At 71.3% G+C, this 16868-nt stretch carries 13 protein-coding genes; all 13 read left to right on the plus strand.

All coding sequences use genetic code 11. The annotated features are described in order from the left end of the window. The first annotated feature begins 4 nt into the window (after positions 1–4). Positions 5–973: a 16S rRNA (cytosine(1402)-N(4))-methyltransferase RsmH gene (rsmH, locus tag EGM46_RS01285; protein WP_125098372.1), complete on the plus strand. Its 969-nt coding sequence runs from the start codon at positions 5–7 to the stop codon at positions 971–973. Further along, positions 970–1587 carry a hypothetical protein gene (locus tag EGM46_RS01290; protein WP_125098373.1) on the plus strand — a complete coding sequence of 206 codons (618 nt, stop codon included), beginning with the start codon at positions 970–972 and terminating at the stop codon, positions 1585–1587. The genes rsmH and EGM46_RS01290 overlap by 4 nt, the downstream gene beginning before the upstream one ends. 27 nt (positions 1588–1614) lie before the next feature. Next, the gene (locus EGM46_RS01295) at positions 1615–3411 is read left to right on the plus strand and encodes a peptidoglycan D,D-transpeptidase FtsI family protein (protein ID WP_125098374.1); all 1797 of its coding nucleotides are present in this window, start codon (positions 1615–1617) and stop codon (positions 3409–3411) included. Positions 3412–3437: 26 nt separating this feature from the next. Further along, positions 3438–4994, plus strand: coding sequence for a Mur ligase family protein (locus EGM46_RS01300; RefSeq protein ID WP_125098375.1), 1557 nt, complete (start codon positions 3438–3440; stop codon positions 4992–4994). Further along, positions 4991–6400: a UDP-N-acetylmuramoyl-tripeptide--D-alanyl-D-alanine ligase gene (locus EGM46_RS01305; RefSeq protein WP_125098376.1), complete on the plus strand. Its 1410-nt coding sequence runs from the start codon at positions 4991–4993 to the stop codon at positions 6398–6400. Before EGM46_RS01300 ends, EGM46_RS01305 begins: the two co-directional genes overlap by 4 nt. Continuing rightward, positions 6397–7482, plus strand: coding sequence for a phospho-N-acetylmuramoyl-pentapeptide-transferase (gene mraY / locus EGM46_RS01310; RefSeq protein WP_125098377.1), 1086 nt, complete (start codon positions 6397–6399; stop codon positions 7480–7482). Before EGM46_RS01305 ends, mraY begins: the two co-directional genes overlap by 4 nt. A 27-nt stretch (positions 7483–7509) precedes the next feature. After that, complete coding sequence (gene murD / locus EGM46_RS01315) at positions 7510–8994, plus strand: UDP-N-acetylmuramoyl-L-alanine--D-glutamate ligase (protein WP_125098378.1); 1485 nt, start codon at positions 7510–7512, stop codon at positions 8992–8994. 5 nt (positions 8995–8999) lie between these two features. Next, positions 9000–10232, plus strand: coding sequence for an FtsW/RodA/SpoVE family cell cycle protein (locus EGM46_RS01320; RefSeq protein ID WP_125098379.1), 1233 nt, complete (start codon positions 9000–9002; stop codon positions 10230–10232). Further along, a complete protein-coding gene (locus EGM46_RS01325; protein ID WP_125098380.1) occupies positions 10229–11323 on the plus strand; it encodes a UDP-N-acetylglucosamine--N-acetylmuramyl-(pentapeptide) pyrophosphoryl-undecaprenol N-acetylglucosamine transferase in 1095 nt (364 codons plus the stop codon). Before EGM46_RS01320 ends, EGM46_RS01325 begins: the two co-directional genes overlap by 4 nt. 119 nt (positions 11324–11442) lie before the next feature. Beyond that, positions 11443–12687 (plus strand): MFS transporter, encoded by a 1245-nt coding sequence (locus EGM46_RS01330; protein ID WP_206427461.1) that lies wholly within the window; start codon positions 11443–11445, stop codon positions 12685–12687. Positions 12688–12950: 263 nt separating this feature from the next. Continuing rightward, positions 12951–14375, plus strand: coding sequence for a UDP-N-acetylmuramate--L-alanine ligase (gene murC, locus EGM46_RS01335; protein ID WP_125098381.1), 1425 nt, complete (start codon positions 12951–12953; stop codon positions 14373–14375). Positions 14376–14515: 140 nt separating this feature from the next. Then, a complete protein-coding gene (locus EGM46_RS01340) occupies positions 14516–15481 on the plus strand; it encodes a cell division protein FtsQ/DivIB (RefSeq protein WP_125098382.1) in 966 nt (321 codons plus the stop codon). Between the two features lie 154 nt (positions 15482–15635). Further along, positions 15636–16868 carry a cell division protein FtsZ gene (ftsZ, locus tag EGM46_RS01345; protein WP_125098383.1) on the plus strand — a complete coding sequence of 411 codons (1233 nt, stop codon included), beginning with the start codon at positions 15636–15638 and terminating at the stop codon, positions 16866–16868.

A 16868-nucleotide genomic window follows, 5' to 3' on the forward strand; every position in this document is an offset into this window, starting at 1 on the left:
CATCATGACGACTGACACCCGCGACCCCAGCGAGCTGCACGTCCCCGTGCTGCTCGACCGCTGCCTCGAGCTGCTCGCCCCCGCGGCGAGCCGCGACGGCGCCGTGGTCGTCGACGCGACCCTCGGCATGGGCGGTCACAGCGCCGCGCTCCTCGCCGCGCACCCCGGCCTCACCCTCATCGGCCTCGACCGCGACACCGAGGCGCTCGCGCTCGCCGGCAAGCGGCTCGCGCCGTTCGGCGACCGCGCGATCCGCGTGCACGCGGTCTACGACGAGATCGCCGACGCCGTGCGCGGCGCGGGCTTCGACCGGATCGACGGCGTGCTCTTCGACCTCGGCGTGTCCTCGCTGCAGCTCGACGAGGCCGACCGCGGCTTCGCGTACGCGCAGGACGCCCCGCTCGACATGCGGATGGACCAGAGCCGCGGCGAGACGGCGGCCGAGGTCCTGCGCACCGCGCCGGAGGGGCGCCTGCGCGCGATCTTCGAGCGCTACGGCGAGGAGCCGCTGGCCGGCCGCTACGCGCGCGCGATCGTCGCGGCGCGGGCGGAGACCCCGATCGAGCGCAGCGGGCAGCTCGTCGACGTGCTCCAGCAGGCGACGCCCGCGGCGGTGCGGGATCAGCGGCACCCGGCGAAGCGCGTCTTCCAGGCACTGCGCATCGAGGTGAACGGCGAGCTCTCCGTCCTGGAGCGCGCGATCCCCGCGGCGCTCGATCTGCTGAACACGGGCGGCCGGGCCGTCATCATGTCCTACCAGTCGCTCGAGGATCGCCTGGTGAAGCGTGAGCTGACGAAGCGCAGCCGCTCGACCGCGCCGGCCGGGCTGCCGGTCGAGCTCCCTGAGCACCGCCCCGAGTTCCGCCTCCTCACCCGCGGCGCCAAACTCGCTGACGATGCCGAGCGCGCCCGCAACCCGCGGGCGATCCCCGTGCGGCTCCGCGCCGCCGAACGAGCGAGGGACGTGCGATGAACAACACGGTGCCGATCGAGTTTGATCGCGACAGCGCGCACGGCTTCGGCGTCGCGCCGACCACCGCGCCCACCGCGCCCACCGCGCCGAGCGAGCGCCACCTCAGGCTCGCCCCGGCGACGGCGCCGCAGGGCCGCCGCCGCGCGGGTCTCAGCCCGCTCGTAGGCTCGCTCGTTGCGGTCGGCGTGATCCTCGTGATCCTCGCGACCCAGCTCGGCCTCAGCGTCGCGATCTCGCAGGGCGCGTACGAGGCGCGGGCGCTCGAGCTCGAGAAGCGCGATCTCGCCCGTGTGGAGCGTGTGCTCTCGCAGAACGTCGACAAGCTGGCCTCGCCGCAGAACCTCGCGGAGAACGCCGCGGCGCTCGGCATGGTGCAGAACTCGCGCCCCGCGACGCTGCGCATGAGCGACGGCGCGGTGCTCGGCGCGCTCGAGTCCGAGACCACCGAAGCGCGCGGCAACCTGATCCCCAACGCGACGCTGGACACGATGCCGGTCGTTGATGCCGCCGGCCTCCTCGTGCCGCGCGACGGTGCCGGCGCGGCCGCTCAGGCTGATCCGAGCGCGCCGGCGGTACGGTGGCAGGGCAAGCTGCCCGCCCCCGAGACCCACTAGCCAGGCAGCCCGGACGGGAGAATCGGAATGCGGAGTCTGCGCGGCGGAGCGGTGCGGCGGCTGATCGCGATCGTGATCGTCGTCATCACCGCGGTCGTGTTTCTCGTTCGGCTCGTCGACGTGCAGGTGATCTCGGCCCCGCAGCTGAACGAGGACGCGAAGGGCAAGCGCGCGGTCTCGCAGGACGTGCTGAGCCTCCGCGGCGACATCGTCGACCGGAACGGCGAGGTGCTCGCCACCACCGACGAGCGCTACGACGTGCAGATGTCGCCGAAGAACGCGGCGCTGAAGGGCGGGCGGTTCTGGCGGCAGGACCCGGAGCGCGGCGGGATCGCGACGGTGCAGGTCACCGCGAAGCAGGCGTTCGGCGAGATCGGCGAGATCACCGGGCAGAGCGCCGCTGAACTGCAGAAGATCGTCGACGACGCGCTCGAGGTCGACGAGAAGTCGGACTTCGCGTACGTGAAGCGCGGCGTCGACCTCGAACAGCTGAACGCGCTGAAGGCGCTGCAGATCCCGTGGGTGACGTTCGAGAGCCACCACACGCGCACGTACCCGAACGGCGCGGTGGCGGGCAACCTCGTTGGCTTCGCCGGCTTCGAGGACGTCCCGCAGGCGGGCATCGAGCTCTCGCAGGACGAGTGCCTCACCGGCGTGTCCGGCGCGGAGGTCTACGAGCGCGGGGCCGACGGCGTGCCGCTGCCCGGCAGCGTCGTGGTGACGCGCAAAGCCGAGAACGGCGGCGAGGTGACGCTCAGCATCGACCGCGATCTCCAGTGGGAGGCGCAGCAGACCATCAACGCCCAGGTGCAGGAGGTCGGCGCCGAATACGGCTACCTCGTGATCATGGACGCGAAGACCGGCGAGCTCGTCGCGGTCGCCGAGGACGGCTCGGTCGACCCGAACGACGTGGACGCCTCGGACCCGCTGAAGCGCGAGGCGCGCTCCTTCGTGTCGCCGTACGAGCCGGGCTCCACCTTCAAACCGCTCACCGCGGCGACGCTCCTCGAGGAGGGTGCGGCGACGCCGCTCACGCAGAACCTCACGCCCGACTACCTGGAGCCCGTGCCTGACGCGCGATTCGGGGACTCCTTCTCCCACGAGCCGATGCCCTGGACGCTCACCGGGATCCTCACGCAGTCGTCGAACGTCGGCATCGCGACGCTGGGCAGCGCGGTGAGCCCGGAGAAGCGGTACGAGTACCTGCAGAAGTTCGGCGTCGGCGTGTCGACCGAGGCCGGGATGCCGCTCGAGGACTCCGGCCAGCTGCCGGACGTCGCGAACTGGGATCCCCAGACCTCGTACAACACGATGTTCGGCCAGGGTCTCTCGACCACGATCGTGCAGACCGCCGGCGTCTACCAGACCTTCGCGAACGGCGGTGTGCGCATTCCGCCGACGCTCGTGACGAGCTGCACGAAACCCGACGGCACGAGCACGAAGCCGGATCACGGCGAGGAGGTGCGCGCCATCTCGGAGGACACCGCAGCCGACGTGATGGCGATGCTCGAGACCGTGGTGACCGAGGGCTGGTACAAGGACCTGATCAAGATTCCCGGCTACCGAATCGCCGGAAAGACCGGCACCGCGGAGCAGTCGGACAACCAGGGCGGGTACCGCGAGGATTACGTTCATTCGTTCGCCGGCATCTTCCCGGCCGACGACCCGCAGTACGTCGCGGTAGCATCGATTGCGTTCCCGTCGGCGGGGGACGGCGGCGTCGCGGCGATTACCAGTTTCCGTGAGGCGGCCGAAGCGACCATCCGCACCTTCCACATCCCGCCCTCCAGCGGGGAGTTCACACCGCTCCCCACGGAGTACTAGACATCGCCCGCAGGAGGCACACACACGTGAGTACCGGAGATGCGCTGAGCATTCGCCCGCAGACCCCCACCCCGTTCCCGCTCGCCGAGCTCGCGGCCCGCTTCGGGCTCGCAGCGGGCGGCGCGCACGACGACGTTTCAGTGACCGGCGTCTCACTCGACTCGCGCGACGTGCGCGCGGGCGACCTCTACATCGGCATGCCGGGAGCGAAGCGCCACGGCGCTGACTTCGCGCCGCAGGCGGCGTCGCTCGGCGCGCATGCGATGCTCACCGACGCGGCCGGCGCCGAGCTGGCCGTCGCCGCCGGCGTCACGCTCCCGATCCTGGTGGCCGACACGCACCCGCGCGCACTGCTCGGCGCGGTCTCGGCCGCGGTGTACCGCACCGACGACTTCGCGCCGAAGATGCTCGGCGTCACCGGCACGAACGGCAAGACCAGCGTCGTGTACCTCCTCGCCGAGCTGATGCACGCCGCCGGCCTCACGCCGGGGCTGAGCTCAACGGCCGAGCGCCGCGTCGGCGACGAGGTGATCCCCGCGAATCTCACGAGCCCGGAAGCCTCCGAGCTGCACGGCCTCCTCGCGCGCATGCGCGAGCGGGACGTCGACGCCGTCGCGATCGAGGTCTCCGCGCAGGCGGTGGTGCGCCACCGGCTCGACGGGGTGCACTTCGACGTGGTCGCCTTCAACAACTTCTCGCAGGACCACCTCGACGAGTTCGGCGACCTCGAGTCGTACTTCCAGGCGAAGCTCGCGCTCTTCACCCCGGAGCGGGCGAGCCGCGGCGTCGTTGTGGTGGACTCCGCGTACGGCCAGCGCATCGCGCGCGAGTCGCAGATCCCGGTCACGCGCCTCGCCACCGAGTACGGGCAGCAGGCGGACTGGCACCTCGCGATCACCGCGCAGACGCTCGACGGCGTGTCGTTCGTGCTGCAGGGCCCCGAGGGTGCGCACTTCCGCGGCAGCGTGCCCGTGTTCGGCCGCTTCATGGCGGAGAACGCCGCGCTCGCGCTCATCATGCTGCACGAGGCAGGCGTACCGCTCGATCAGGTCGCGGCTGGCCTCACCGGCGGCACGATCCCGGTCTACATCCCCGGCCGGCTCGAGGAGATCACCGAGCGGGGCTCGCGCGGCCCGCGCTTCTTCGTCGACTACGGGCACACCCCAGGCGCGTTCGAGGCGATGCTCGACGCGCTCGGCGAGGTCGCGCCAGGAAAGATCATCTTCATGTTCGGCGCCGACGGCGACCGCGACACGACGAAGCGCGAGGAGATGGGCCGCATCGCGGCCGCAGGCGCCGACACGGTGATCATCTGCGACTACCACCCGCGATCGGAGCCGCCCGAGGCGATCCGCGCTCAGCTGCTCGCCGGCGCGCGCTCCGCGCAGCACGCCGAGGTGATCGAGGAGGGCGACCCGCGCCGTGCCGTGCGGCTCGCCATTTCGCTCGCCGAAGCCGGGGACGTTATCCTGTATGCCGGTCCAGGACACGAGGATCATCAGGAAATCGCCGGGCAGTTTCTTCCCTACTCGGCGCGGGATGAAGTACGCGGGGCGCTCCGCGAGGCAGGATTGCTCCAGTGATTGAACTGACGCTCGCTGAGATTGCCGCCGCAACCGGCGGACGCCTGGTGCCCGGCGCATCCGGCGCTGGGCCGGAGACCGTCGTCCGCGGCGAGTCGCAGACCGACTCGCGCGAGGTGGCCCCCGGCCAGATCTTCTTCGCCCGCCGCGGCGAGGAGACCGACGGCCACCGCTTCGTGCCGCAGGCGATCGACGCGGGCGCCGCGCTGATCGTCGGCGAGCACGAGACCGACGACCGGGTGCCGCAGATCCTCGTTGCCGACACGACCGACGCGCTCGGCGCGCTCGCCACGGAGGTGGTGCGCCGCGTGCGCGCCGCAGGCGGCCTCACGATCGTCGGCATCACCGGCTCGAACGGCAAGACCACGACGAAGAACCTCGTCGCGGCCATGGCCGAGCGCGTCGGCACGTTCGTCGCCTCGGAGAAGTCCTTCAACAACGAGGTGGGCGGCCCGCTCACGATGCTGCGCGTCGAGGACGACACGAAGACGCTCGTCGCCGAGATGGGGGCGAGCGCCGAGGGCGAGATCGCGCGGCTCACCGGCATGGCGCCGCCCCACATCGGCGTGGTGCTGACGGTGGGTCTCGCGCACGCCGGCGAGTTCGGCGGCATCGAGACCACGTTCCGCACGAAGAGCGAGATGGTGCGCGAGCTGCCGGAGACCGCGGTCGCCGTGCTGAACCGCGACGACGGCTACGTCGCGCGCATGGGAGAGCTGACCCGGGCACGCGTGCGCTGGTTCGGCCGGCACCCGGAGGCCGACGTGCGCGCGAGCGACGTCGACTCCGACGCGAGCGGCACCCGCTTCACGATCCACGCCGACGGCGCGTCGCACCCGGTGGTGTTCCGGGTGCTCGGCGAGCACCACGTCACCAACGCGCTGGCTGCTGCCGCGGTCGGCCTCGAACTCGGCCTCTCGCTCGCCGACGTGGTGGCCGCGCTGGAGGGCGCGACGCGCGCGGCGCGCTGGCGCATGGAAGTGATGGGCGGCCGCGACGGCGTGACCATCATCAACGACGCGTACAACGCGAGCCCGGACTCCATGAGCGCGGGACTGCGCACGCTCGCCCAGATCGCGAAGCCCGAGGGGCGCACCGTCGCCGTGCTCGGCGCGATGAGCGAGCTCGGCGAGTACTCCATCGAGGAGCACATCCGGATCGGGCTGCAGGCCGTGCGCCTGCGCATCTCCGAGCTCGTCGTGGTCGGCAGCGAAGCGCGCAACCTGCACATCAGCGCCATCAACGAGGGATCCTGGGACGGCGAGAGCGTGTTCTTCGAGGATCAGGACGCGGCCTTCGCGTACCTCGAGCGCACGCTGCAGCCGAACGACACCGTACTCGTGAAGTCATCGAACGCCGCGGGCCTCCGCTTCCTCGGCGACCGCCTGGGGGAGGCCTTCGCATGATCGCCCTGTTGATCGCCGGCGGCTTCTCGCTGCTCTACTCACTGCTGCTCACGCCCGTGTTCGTGCGCATCTTCAACCGCCTGAAATGGGGCCAGCCCATCCGCGTCGACGGGCCGAAGGAACACGAGGTGAAGCGCGGCACGCCGACGATGGGCGGCATCATCTTCCTCTCGGGGTCCGTGCTCGCGTACTTCGTCGGCAAGCTCGTCATGGGGGAGACCCCGACGCCGTCGGCGCTGCTCGTGATCCTCATGGCCGTCGGCGCCGGCCTCGTCGGCTTCATCGACGACTTCATGAAGACGCGGCAGCAGCAGTCGGCCGGGCTGGGCGGCTGGGCGAAGATCGCGGGCCAGGTGATCATCGCCGTCTCGTTCGCCCTGCTCGGCCTGCAGTTCGCGAACGATGCCGGGCTCACGCCCGTGTCGACGCACATCTCGCTCTTCCGAGACCTCCCGTTCGACTTCATGTCGCTCGGCGTGGTGCTCGGCGTCATCCTCGTGATCGTGTGGGTGATGGTCATCGTCACCGCGACCACGAACGCGGTGAACGTCACCGACGGGCTCGACGGGCTCGCCGCCGGCTCCGCGATCTTCGCGTTCGGCGCGTACCTCATCATCGGCTTCTGGCAGTCCTCGCAGAACTGCGCCACCACCGCGTTCGAGGCCGGCTGCTACGAGACCCGCGACCCCATGGACCTCGCGGTCATCGCCGCGGCGTTCCTCGGCGGCGTCGCCGGCTTCCTGTGGTGGAACACGAACCCGGCACAGATCTTCATGGGCGACACCGGCTCGATGGGGATCGGCGGTGCGATCGCCGCACTCGCGATCCTCAGCCGCACGGAACTGCTGCTCGTGCTGATCGGCGGCCTCTTCATCATCGAGACCGGCTCCGTCATCGTGCAGCGGCTGTACTTCAAGGTCACGAAGGGCAAGCGCATCTTCCTGATGAGCCCCATCCACCACCACTTCGAGCTCAAGGGCTGGGCCGAGGTGACCGTGGTCGTGCGGTTCTGGATCATCGCCGGGCTCTTCGTCGTGGCTGGCGTGGGTGCCTTCTACGGCGAATGGCTGCTGCAGCAGTAGTTGGGATCAGAGGGGACAGGACACGAGATGACCGAGGACAACACGCAGGCTGAGTCGGTTGCGACGCGGGTGGCGGCCCTCACGAGCTGGCACCACGACTGGTCGCGGCTGCGCGTCGCCGTGCTCGGGCTCGGCGTGACCGGCTTCTCCGTCGCCGACACGCTCGTGGAACTCGGCGCGCAGGTGCGCGTGGTCTACGGCGCCCCCGATCCCGATCGAGAGCGCCTGCTCGACGTGATCGGCGCGGAGCGATTCGCCGCGAGCGCCGACGACGCGCAGCTCGCGGACCTCGTCGAGTTCGATCCCGAGCTGGTGGTCGTGTCGCCTGGCTACCGGCCCGACCACCCGCTCACCACCTGGGCGAGCGAGCGCGGCGTGACGGTGTGGGGCGACATCGAGCTCGGCTGGCGCCTGCGCGACAAGACCACCCGGATCGCCGACTGGATCTGCATCACCGGAACGAACGGCAAGACCACCACCACGCAGCTCACCGCGCACATGCTCGCGGCTGGCGGCCTGCGCGTCACCCCGGCTGGCAACATCGGCACGCCGATCCTCGACGCGCTCCGCGATCCGCAGGGCTACGACGCGCTCGTGGTGGAGCTCTCCAGCTTCCAGCTCGAGCGCCTGGGCGAGATCTCGCCGTACGCGAGCGCGTGCCTGAACTTCGCCGACGACCACCTCGACTGGCACGGCAGCGCGGACGCGTACTGGGCGGCAAAGGCGAAGGTGTACACGGGATCGCAGGTGGCGTGCGTGTACAACCGCGCCGACCTGGCGACCGAGCGCATGGTCGAGGACGCCGACGTCGTCGAGGGTGCGCGCGCGATCAGCTTCGGGCTCGACACGCCGCCGCCGAGCGGTTTCGGCATCGTCGAGGGCATCCTCGTTGACCGTGGCTTCCACGCCGAGCGCCGCGACGAGGCGTTCGAGCTCGTCACGGTTGCAGAGCTCGCCGAGCGCGACCTCGCAGCGCCGCACATGGTGCAGAACGTGCTCGCCGCGGCAGCGCTCGCGCGCTCACGCGGGGTCGAGCCGGCGGAGATCGCGAGCGCGATCCTGAGCTTCGTGCCCGATCCGCACCGCACCCAGCGGCTCGGCGAGCACGCCGGCGCGCACTGGATCGACGACTCGAAGGCCACCAACGCGCACGCCGCGGACGCGTCCCTCCGCGCGCTCACGGACGTCGTGTGGATCGTCGGCGGGCTCCTCAAGGGCGTCGACATCGCGCAGCTCGTCGCGACGCACGCGCACCGCCTCCGCGGCGCCGTGGTGATCGGCGTCGACCGCGCGCCCGTGCTCGCCGCCCTCCGCGCGCACCTCGGGGACCGGCCCATCGCCGAGATCGACGCGAGCGAGGCGGTCATGTCCGCAGCGGTTGCCGCAGCGGCCGACATCGCCCAGCCGGGGGACACCGTGCTGCTGTCGCCGGCCGCCGCCTCCATGGACCAGTTTGCGAGCTACTCGGATCGCGGCAGGCAGTTCCAGGCCGCCGTGTCCGAGCTCGGGTGAGCCGCATGAGCACGGGGCAGACGGACGGCACGCGACGCGGCTCGGGCGTCGCCCGTATCAGCTTGGGATCCGCGCTGCGCACGGGTACCGACCGCACCGTCATTGCCCTCTACGCGATCACGCTGCTGCTCGTCGGCTTCGGGCTCATCATGGTGCTGTCGTCGTCGTCCATCACCTCGTACTTGAATGATCAGGGGTTCTTCGGGGGGTTCTGGAAGCAGGCCACGTTCGCCCTGATCGGGCTGCCGCTCATGCTCATCGCGGCCGCCATGCCGATCGACGTCTGGAAGAAGTGGGCGTGGTGGCTGCTCGGCCTCGGCCTGCTCCTGCAGCTGCTCGTGTTCACGCCGCTCGGCGTCGAAGTGTACGGCAACCGCAACTGGATCCAGATCGGCAGTTTCGGTGCCCAGCCGTCTGAGGCGCTGAAACTCGCGCTCGTCGTCTGGGTCGGCACCGTGCTGCTGCGCAAGGAACCGCTGCTCGGCGAGATGAAGCACGAGCTGATCCCCGTCGTCATTCCCGGCGCGCTGCTCGCGCTCGGCGTCGTGCTGCTCGGCAAGGACCTCGGCACCGTGCTCATCATGGCCGGCATGGTGTTCGGTGCGATGTACTTCGGCGGGGTGAGCTGGAAGAGCCTCACCGTGACCGCGGTGGGCGGCCTGCTCGCCGTCGTGTTCTTCGTCGTCACGAGCCAGAACCGACTTGACCGCCTGTTCGGCCACGCCGAAGGCAACACTGACTACTCCGGCCTCGGCTGGCAGCCGCTTCACGGGCGCTGGGCGCTCGCCGGCGGCGGCCTCTTCGGCGTCGGGCTCGGCGGCTCGAAGGCGAAGTGGTCCTGGCTGCCCGCGGCAGACAACGACTACATCTTCGCGATCATCGGCGAGGAGTTGGGACTCATCGGCGCGCTGCTCGTGATCGCCATGTTCGTCGCCCTCGCGGTCGTGATGCTCCGCGTCATCACCCGCGCGCGCGACCGCTTCGGCAAGGCAGTGGTCGGCGGGATCCTCGTCTGGATCGTCGGCCAGGCCCTCGTGAACATCGGCGTGGTGCTTGAGGTGCTGCCCGTGCTCGGCGTACCGCTGCCGCTCATCAGCTCGGGCGGCACCGCCCTCATTGCGTGTCTCGCGGCGATGGGCGTGGTGATATCGATCGCGCGCGACGGCGCGCTGTACCAGGAAGAATTGGCCGCGGCAGGCGCCTCGCGGCCGCAGGAAAGGACCCGGAACCCACGATGACTCGCTACCTGCTCGCCGGCGGCGGAACGGCCGGCCACGTGAACCCGCTGCTCGCGCTCGCCGACCTCATCCGCGGCACCGAACCCGACGCGGAGATCGTCGTGCTCGGCACCCGCGAGGGGCTCGAAGCGCGCCTCGTCCCCGAGCGGGGCTACGAGCTCGCGACGATCGCGCGCCTGCCGTTTCCGCGCCGCCCGAACCTCGCCGCGCTGCAGTTCCCCGCGCGCTTCGCGCGCGCCGTGCGCGAGGTGCGCGAGCTCATTCGCGCGCGCAACATCGACGTGATCGTCGGCTTCGGCGGGTACGCTGCCGCCCCCGCCTACCGCGCAGGGGCGAAGGAAGGCGTGCCCGTCGTGATCCATGAGGCGAACGCCAGGCCAGGCATGGCCAACAAGATGGGGGCGCGCCGCACCCCGTACGTCGGCGTCACCTTCGCCGGCACCCCGATCCCGAACGCACGGGTCACCGGGATGCCGCTGCGGCCCGAGATCGCCGGGCTCGACCGTGCCGCGCTCCGCGCCTCGGCGCGCGAGCACTTCGGCCTCGAGCCCGAGCGACGCACCCTGCTCGTGACGGGCGGCTCGCTCGGCGCGCGCGCCATCAACCGCGGCATCTCGGGCTCGGCCGCGGAAATCGTCGCGGCCGGCGTGCAGGTGCTCCACGTGTGGGGCGGACTCACCGAGGTCGAGGATCCTGGGGTGCCCGGCTACCACGTCATCGAATACTGCGACCGCATGGACCTCGCGTTCGCGGCGTGCGACCTCGCCGTGTCCCGCGCGGGCTCCACGACCGTGAGCGAGCTCGCTGGGCTCGGGATCCCGGCCGTGTTCGTGCCGTACGCCGTCGGCAACGGCGAGCAGCGCTTCAACGCGGCGGGCGTCGTCGAGGCCGGTGGGGCGCTCCTCGTCGAGGACGCGGAACTCACGCCGGCGTGGGTGACCGGCACGCTCCTGCCGCTCCTCACCGACGACGAACGGCTCACCGCGATGGCTGAGCGCTCGCGCAGCGCCGGCAGCCTCGACGGCACCGATCGGCTGCTCGCGCTCGTGCACGAGGCGAGCGGCGCTAGCGGTGCCGGTGGGAGCCGGTAGGATCATCCCTATGCACGTGCGGCTGCTCCTTCGGAGCCGCGGCGGGGCCTGAGCCGACCGGCTCCCCGTCCGCGGCGGCTTCGTCGTGCCGGTCTCCGCTCATTCTTTGGAGTTTCCGCATGCACGTTCCCGTCCGACTCTGGGCGATGCTCGCCGTCATGGTGCTGGCGCAGGCCGCCACCACGATCGTCGCTGCCGCGCCGGCATTCCTCATCCCGCACCTCCACGCCGGGGGCCTCAGCCTCGCGGAGGCCGGGCTGCTCGCCGGTGCCCCGAACCTCGGGCTCGTCGCGGCGCTCGTGCTGTGGGGCGCCGCGACCGACCGCTTCGGTGAGCGCCGGGTGCTCATCGTTGGCCTCGCGGCGACCGCGCTGACGGTCGCGCTGGCGATGATCGCCGCGGCGCCGATCGGGGAAGGCGCGGGATCCGGCTCCGGCGCCGGCTCCGGCATCGGCGGGCTCCTGCCGCTCGCGGTCGCGCTGGTGGCCTGCGGCGCGGCCTCCGCGTGCACGAACAGCGCGAGCGGGCGGCTGATCACCGGCTGGTTCCCCGCCGAGCGGCGCGGGTTCGCGATGGGCATCAGGCAGACCTGCCAGCCGCTCGGCATGGCGATCGCAGCCCTCGGTGTGCCGCCGCTCGCCGCTGGGCTGGGCGTTGCCGCGGCGCTCGCGCTCGGCGGCGTCCTCGTGCTCGTGAGCCTAGCCGCGGTGTTCGCGGTCGTGCACGATCCCGAACGGGCGCCGCGCCGGGGGAGCGCCACCGCGCAGCTGCCGGCCGCCGCGGCGAACCCGTACCGCTCGGGGTGGACGCTCACGCGCATCCACGCGGCCTCCGTGCTGCTCGTGGTCCCGCAGTTCGCGCTGTCCACGTTCGGGCTCGTGTGGTTCACGGTCGGCTTCGGGTGGAGCGCACTCGCGGCTGGCGCGCTCGTCGCCGGTGCGCAGTTCGCCGGGGCGGCGGGGCGGATCCTGGTGGGCGTGTGGAGCGACCGGGCCGGCTCGCGCCTGCGGCCGCTCCGTCTCGTTGCGTTCGCCGGAATCGCGACGCTGCTCCTCGCCGCCGCGTGCGGCTGGTTCGAGTGGGGCGTGCCCGCGGCGGTGGCGTACGTGATCGCGTGCTGCGTGAGCGTCGCCGACAACGGCCTCGCGTTCACCGCGGTCGCCGAGCTCGCAGGCCCGTCCTGGGCGGGCCGCGCGCTCGGCATCCAGAACACCGGCCAGTTCCTCGCGGCGGCGGCGGTCGGGCCCGTGGTGGGCGGCGTGATCGGCCTCTTCGGTGTCCCCGCGACCCTCGCGCTGATCGCGCTGACCCCGGCGCTCGCCGTCCCGCTGGTCCCGCCGCCCGCGGCGGAGCGCCCGGCATAGCGTCCGCCCAGCCCCGCTCACCCCACCCCCCACTCCACCCCGCCCCCGAATCCAGGCGGAGAAATCTGATATCTCGGAGCCTTTCGCGCTCACGCGCCCGAGATTTCAGATTTCTCAGTGGGAATTGGTGTGTCCCGTGGGAATCGCGCGGTTTCCCAGGGAATCGCGCGTTCTCCGGGAAATGCTCGGGCCGCGCCGCGCGCGACCGCGCGCCACGCAGGCGCCACACGGTACGCTTGACTGTCGACCTGCTAGGAGGATCCATGATCTACCCCGATCTCGAACTGACCATCCCCGACGAGCTGGGGAAGGTGCACTTCGTTGGCATCGGTGGTTCCGGGATGAGCGGGATCGCGCGCATGATGCACCAGGCCGGCGTGACCGTAACCGGGTCCGACCGCAGTGCGAACTACTCGACGGCCGCGCTCGAAGAGATCGGGATCCCCGTCGCCATCGGCCACGACGCCGCGAACGTCGGCGAGGCGGACACGCTCGTCGTCACCGGCGCGCTGTGGCAGGACAACCCCGAGTACCAGCGCGCGCTCGCCACGGGGATGCCCGTGCTGCACCGCTCGCAGGCCCTCGCCTGGCTGGCGCGCGGCAAGCGCGTCGTCTCGGTCGCCGGCGCGCACGGCAAGACGACCTCCACCGGGATGATCGTCACCGGCCTGCTCGGCGCCGGCGCCGACCCGTCGTTCGTGAACGGCGGCATCATCGAGTCGCTCGGCGTGAGCTCCGGTCCCGGCAGCGACGACCTCTTCGTGATCGAGGCCGACGAGTCCGACAAGTCGTTCCTGCTGTACGACACGGCGATCGCGCTCATCACGAACGTCGATCCCGAGCACCTGGACTTCTACGGTTCGCGCGAGGCGTTCATGCAGGCGTTCGTTGACTTCGCCCGCGGCGCGCGCGAGCAGATTGTCATCTCGGCCGACGATCCCGGTGCGCTCGAGGTGCTCGCCGCGCTCCGCGCCGACGGCGCCCAGGCGCACGCCCCGATCCGCACCTTCGGCGAGGCCGAGGACGCCGATGTGCGCATCCTCTCGGTTGATGACTCCGGCCCGGTACGCTTCACCGTCGCACTCGACGGCGCCGAGTACAGTGCGCAGCTCGCGGTGTACGGGCGCCACAACGCGGTCAACGCGGTGGGCGCGCTCGCCGTGCTGACGGGGCTCGGCTTCGAGCCGGCGGCGGCGCTCGCGGCGATTGCGGAGTTCGGCGGCACGAAGCGCCGCTTCGAGTTCCATGCCGAGGTCGGCGGCGTCCGCGTCTACGACGACTACGCGCATCACCCCACCGAGGTTGCGGCGCTGCTCGACTCGGCGCGCGCGGTGGTTGGGGACGGTCGCCTCGTCGCGATCCACCAGCCGCACCTGTTCAGCCGCACGAGCCTGTTCCACCGCGAGTTCGCAGAGGTGCTCGAGGCCGGCGCGGATCACACGGTTGTGCTCGCGGTCGACGGAGCACGCGAGGATCCCGTCGACGGGGTGACCGGCGCGCTCGTGTCGGGCGACTTCAGTGACGCGAGCAAGGTCTCCTACATTGACGATTGGGCGCGCGCGGCCGAGTACCTCGCCGAGTTCGCGCAGCCTGGCGACGTCATGGTCACCATGAGTTGCGGCACGGTCTACCAGATCATCCCGCAGGTCGTCGCCGCCCTGCGCGGGCGGTTTGAGGTCGCCGAGTAGTGAAGCGGCCGGGCGGATTCGATCGGGCGCCTGAGCGCCCGGAGTCGAGCGAGCCCGCGCCCCAGGACGGTGACGTTTCTGAGACCGCTGCGTGGGATCCGGAGCCCCCGGCTGCGGATCCGGCGACGCAGCGTCGGAGCGTGCTCGACCGGTTGCGCTCGGGGGTCGCGCCGCGGACGGCCCGCGAGTCGGGGGACCCCGCGCCAGCTGACCCCGCGCCAGCCGAGGCGCTGACCGTCGATCTCTCCGCGGAGCTCGATCACTCCGCGGAGCTCGATGTCCCCCCGCGCGCGGGATCCGCGCTGACGCGGTGGCGCGCGGCGCGTGCCGAGGACCCGGTGCGTGCCGCGGAGCGCCGCGTGCGCGCGGCTGAGCGGCAGCGCAAGTCGCAGCTGCGCCGCGAGCAGCAGCGCTTCACGGTCGCCGCGCGGCGCCGTCGACGCGTCTGGCTGATCGTGCTCGGCGCGGTCGTCGGCCTCATACTGTTCGTCGCCGCCGGGGTGTTCACGCCGCTGATGGGGGTGCGCTCGATCGAGATCGTCGGCGCGTCGAACGTGCCGGAGGATGAGGTGCGCGAGGCGCTCGCCGAGTTCACCGGGGTGCCGCTCGCGCTCGTTGACGACGGTGACGTGCACCGAGCGCTCGAACCGTTCCCCCTGATCCAGCGCTACGCCGTTGAGCGGATTCCGCCGCACACGCTGACCGTGCGGATCGAGGAGCGCGTCGCGGTGGTGTCGCTCGCCGAGGACGGCGGGGTCGGGCTCTACGACGCGGCTGGCGTGAAGCTCGGCACCGCGGAGGCCGCACCGGCTGGCGTGCCGCTCGGCGGCGGGGCGATAAAGGATCGCGCCTCGCAGGCGTTTGGCTCGGCCACCCGCGCGCTCCGCGACATGCCGGAGTCGCTGCGCACCAGGATTACCGAGGTGTCGGCGTCGAGCGGGCAGGACGTGACGTTCACGCTGGACAACGGCATCGAGGTGATGTGGGGGGACAGCGAGTCGTCGCGGCGCAAGTCGGCGGTGCTCGCGACGATGCTGAAGTCGCTCGAGGGGCGCGAGGTGAGCTACATCGACGTGTCGTCCTCGGAGGCCCCGGTCTTCCGGTAGGCGGCGTCGCCGAAGTTTCGCGATTCTGCGTGCGGTCGCGGCGTGTCTGCCGCGGCGGGCTGGGCCGTGGCCCTAGCGTGGACGCAGAAACGTATTCAGCAATACTAACTCTAAACTTCAAGTAGAAGTTGAAGGTTAGGGGCGGAGGATCCAGGTGTCAGGGAACCAGAACTACCTCGCGGTAATCAAGGTCGTCGGTGTCGGCGGTGGCGGCGTCAACGCGGTCAACCGCATGATCGAACTCGGCCTGCGCGGCGTCGAGTTCATCGCCGTGAACACCGACGCGCAGGCGCTGCTGCTCAGCGACGCCGACGTGAAGCTCGACGTGGGTCGCGAGCTCACCCGCGGGCTCGGCGCCGGCGCCGATCCCGAGGTGGGTCGCCGCGCCGCTGAGGATCACGCCGAGGAGATCGAGGAGGCGCTCACGGGCGCGGACATGGTCTTCGTCACCGCGGGCGAGGGCGGCGGCACCGGAACCGGCGCGGCTCCCGTCGTCGCGCGCATCGCGAAGTCGATCGGCGCGCTCACGATCGGCGTGGTCACCCGTCCCTTCAGCTTCGAGGGGAAGCGCCGCGCGGCGCAGGCCGACGCCGGCGTGAACACGCTGCGCGAGGCGGTCGATACCCTCATCGTGGTCCCGAACGACCGTCTGCTCGACATCAGCGAGCCCGGCATCAGCATGATCGAGGCGTTCGCCGCAGCTGACCAGGTGCTGCTCGCCGGGGTCTCCGGGATCACGGACCTCATCACCACGCCCGGCCTCATCAACCTGGACTTCGCCGACGTGAAGTCCGTGATGCAGGGCGCGGGCGCTGCGCTCATGGGGATCGGCTCGGCGCGCGGCGCCGACCGTGCCATCAAGGCCGCCGAGCTGGCTGTCGCATCGCCGCTGCTCGAGGCGTCGGTCGAGGGCGCGCACGGCGTGCTGCTCTCGATCCAGGGCTCCTCGAACCTCGCGCTGAGCGAGATCTACGAGGCGTCCACGCTCGTGCAGGACGTGGTGCACCCCGAGGCGAACATCATCTTCGGTACCGTCATCGACGACACGCTCGGCGACGAGGTGCGCGTCACCGTGATCGCGGCTGGCTTCGACGCCGACCAGGCAGCAGCCCAGGTGGCATCGCCCGAGCGCGGACGCCGCGGCAGCCACGTCGAGAGCCTCGACGAGGTGCCCGGCGCGCGCGTCACCGCGAGCGGTGCGGCCGGCGAGGCCACCGGGCTCGGCTTCCCGGGTTTCAACGCCAACGGTGACCGCGGCGTCGAGGCGCCCGTGACGGGCCAGTTCGGCGAGGTGCTCTCGAACCCGCCGGTCGAGGCGCAGATGAAGGATCCGGCCTTCGACGGAGACGACGACGGCGATCTCGACATCCCCGAGTTTCTGAAGTAG

Origin of the sequence: Leucobacter chromiireducens (assembly GCF_003917135.1) — a bacterium.
Taxonomy (GTDB): Bacteria; Actinomycetota; Actinomycetes; order Actinomycetales; family Microbacteriaceae; genus Leucobacter; species Leucobacter chromiireducens_A.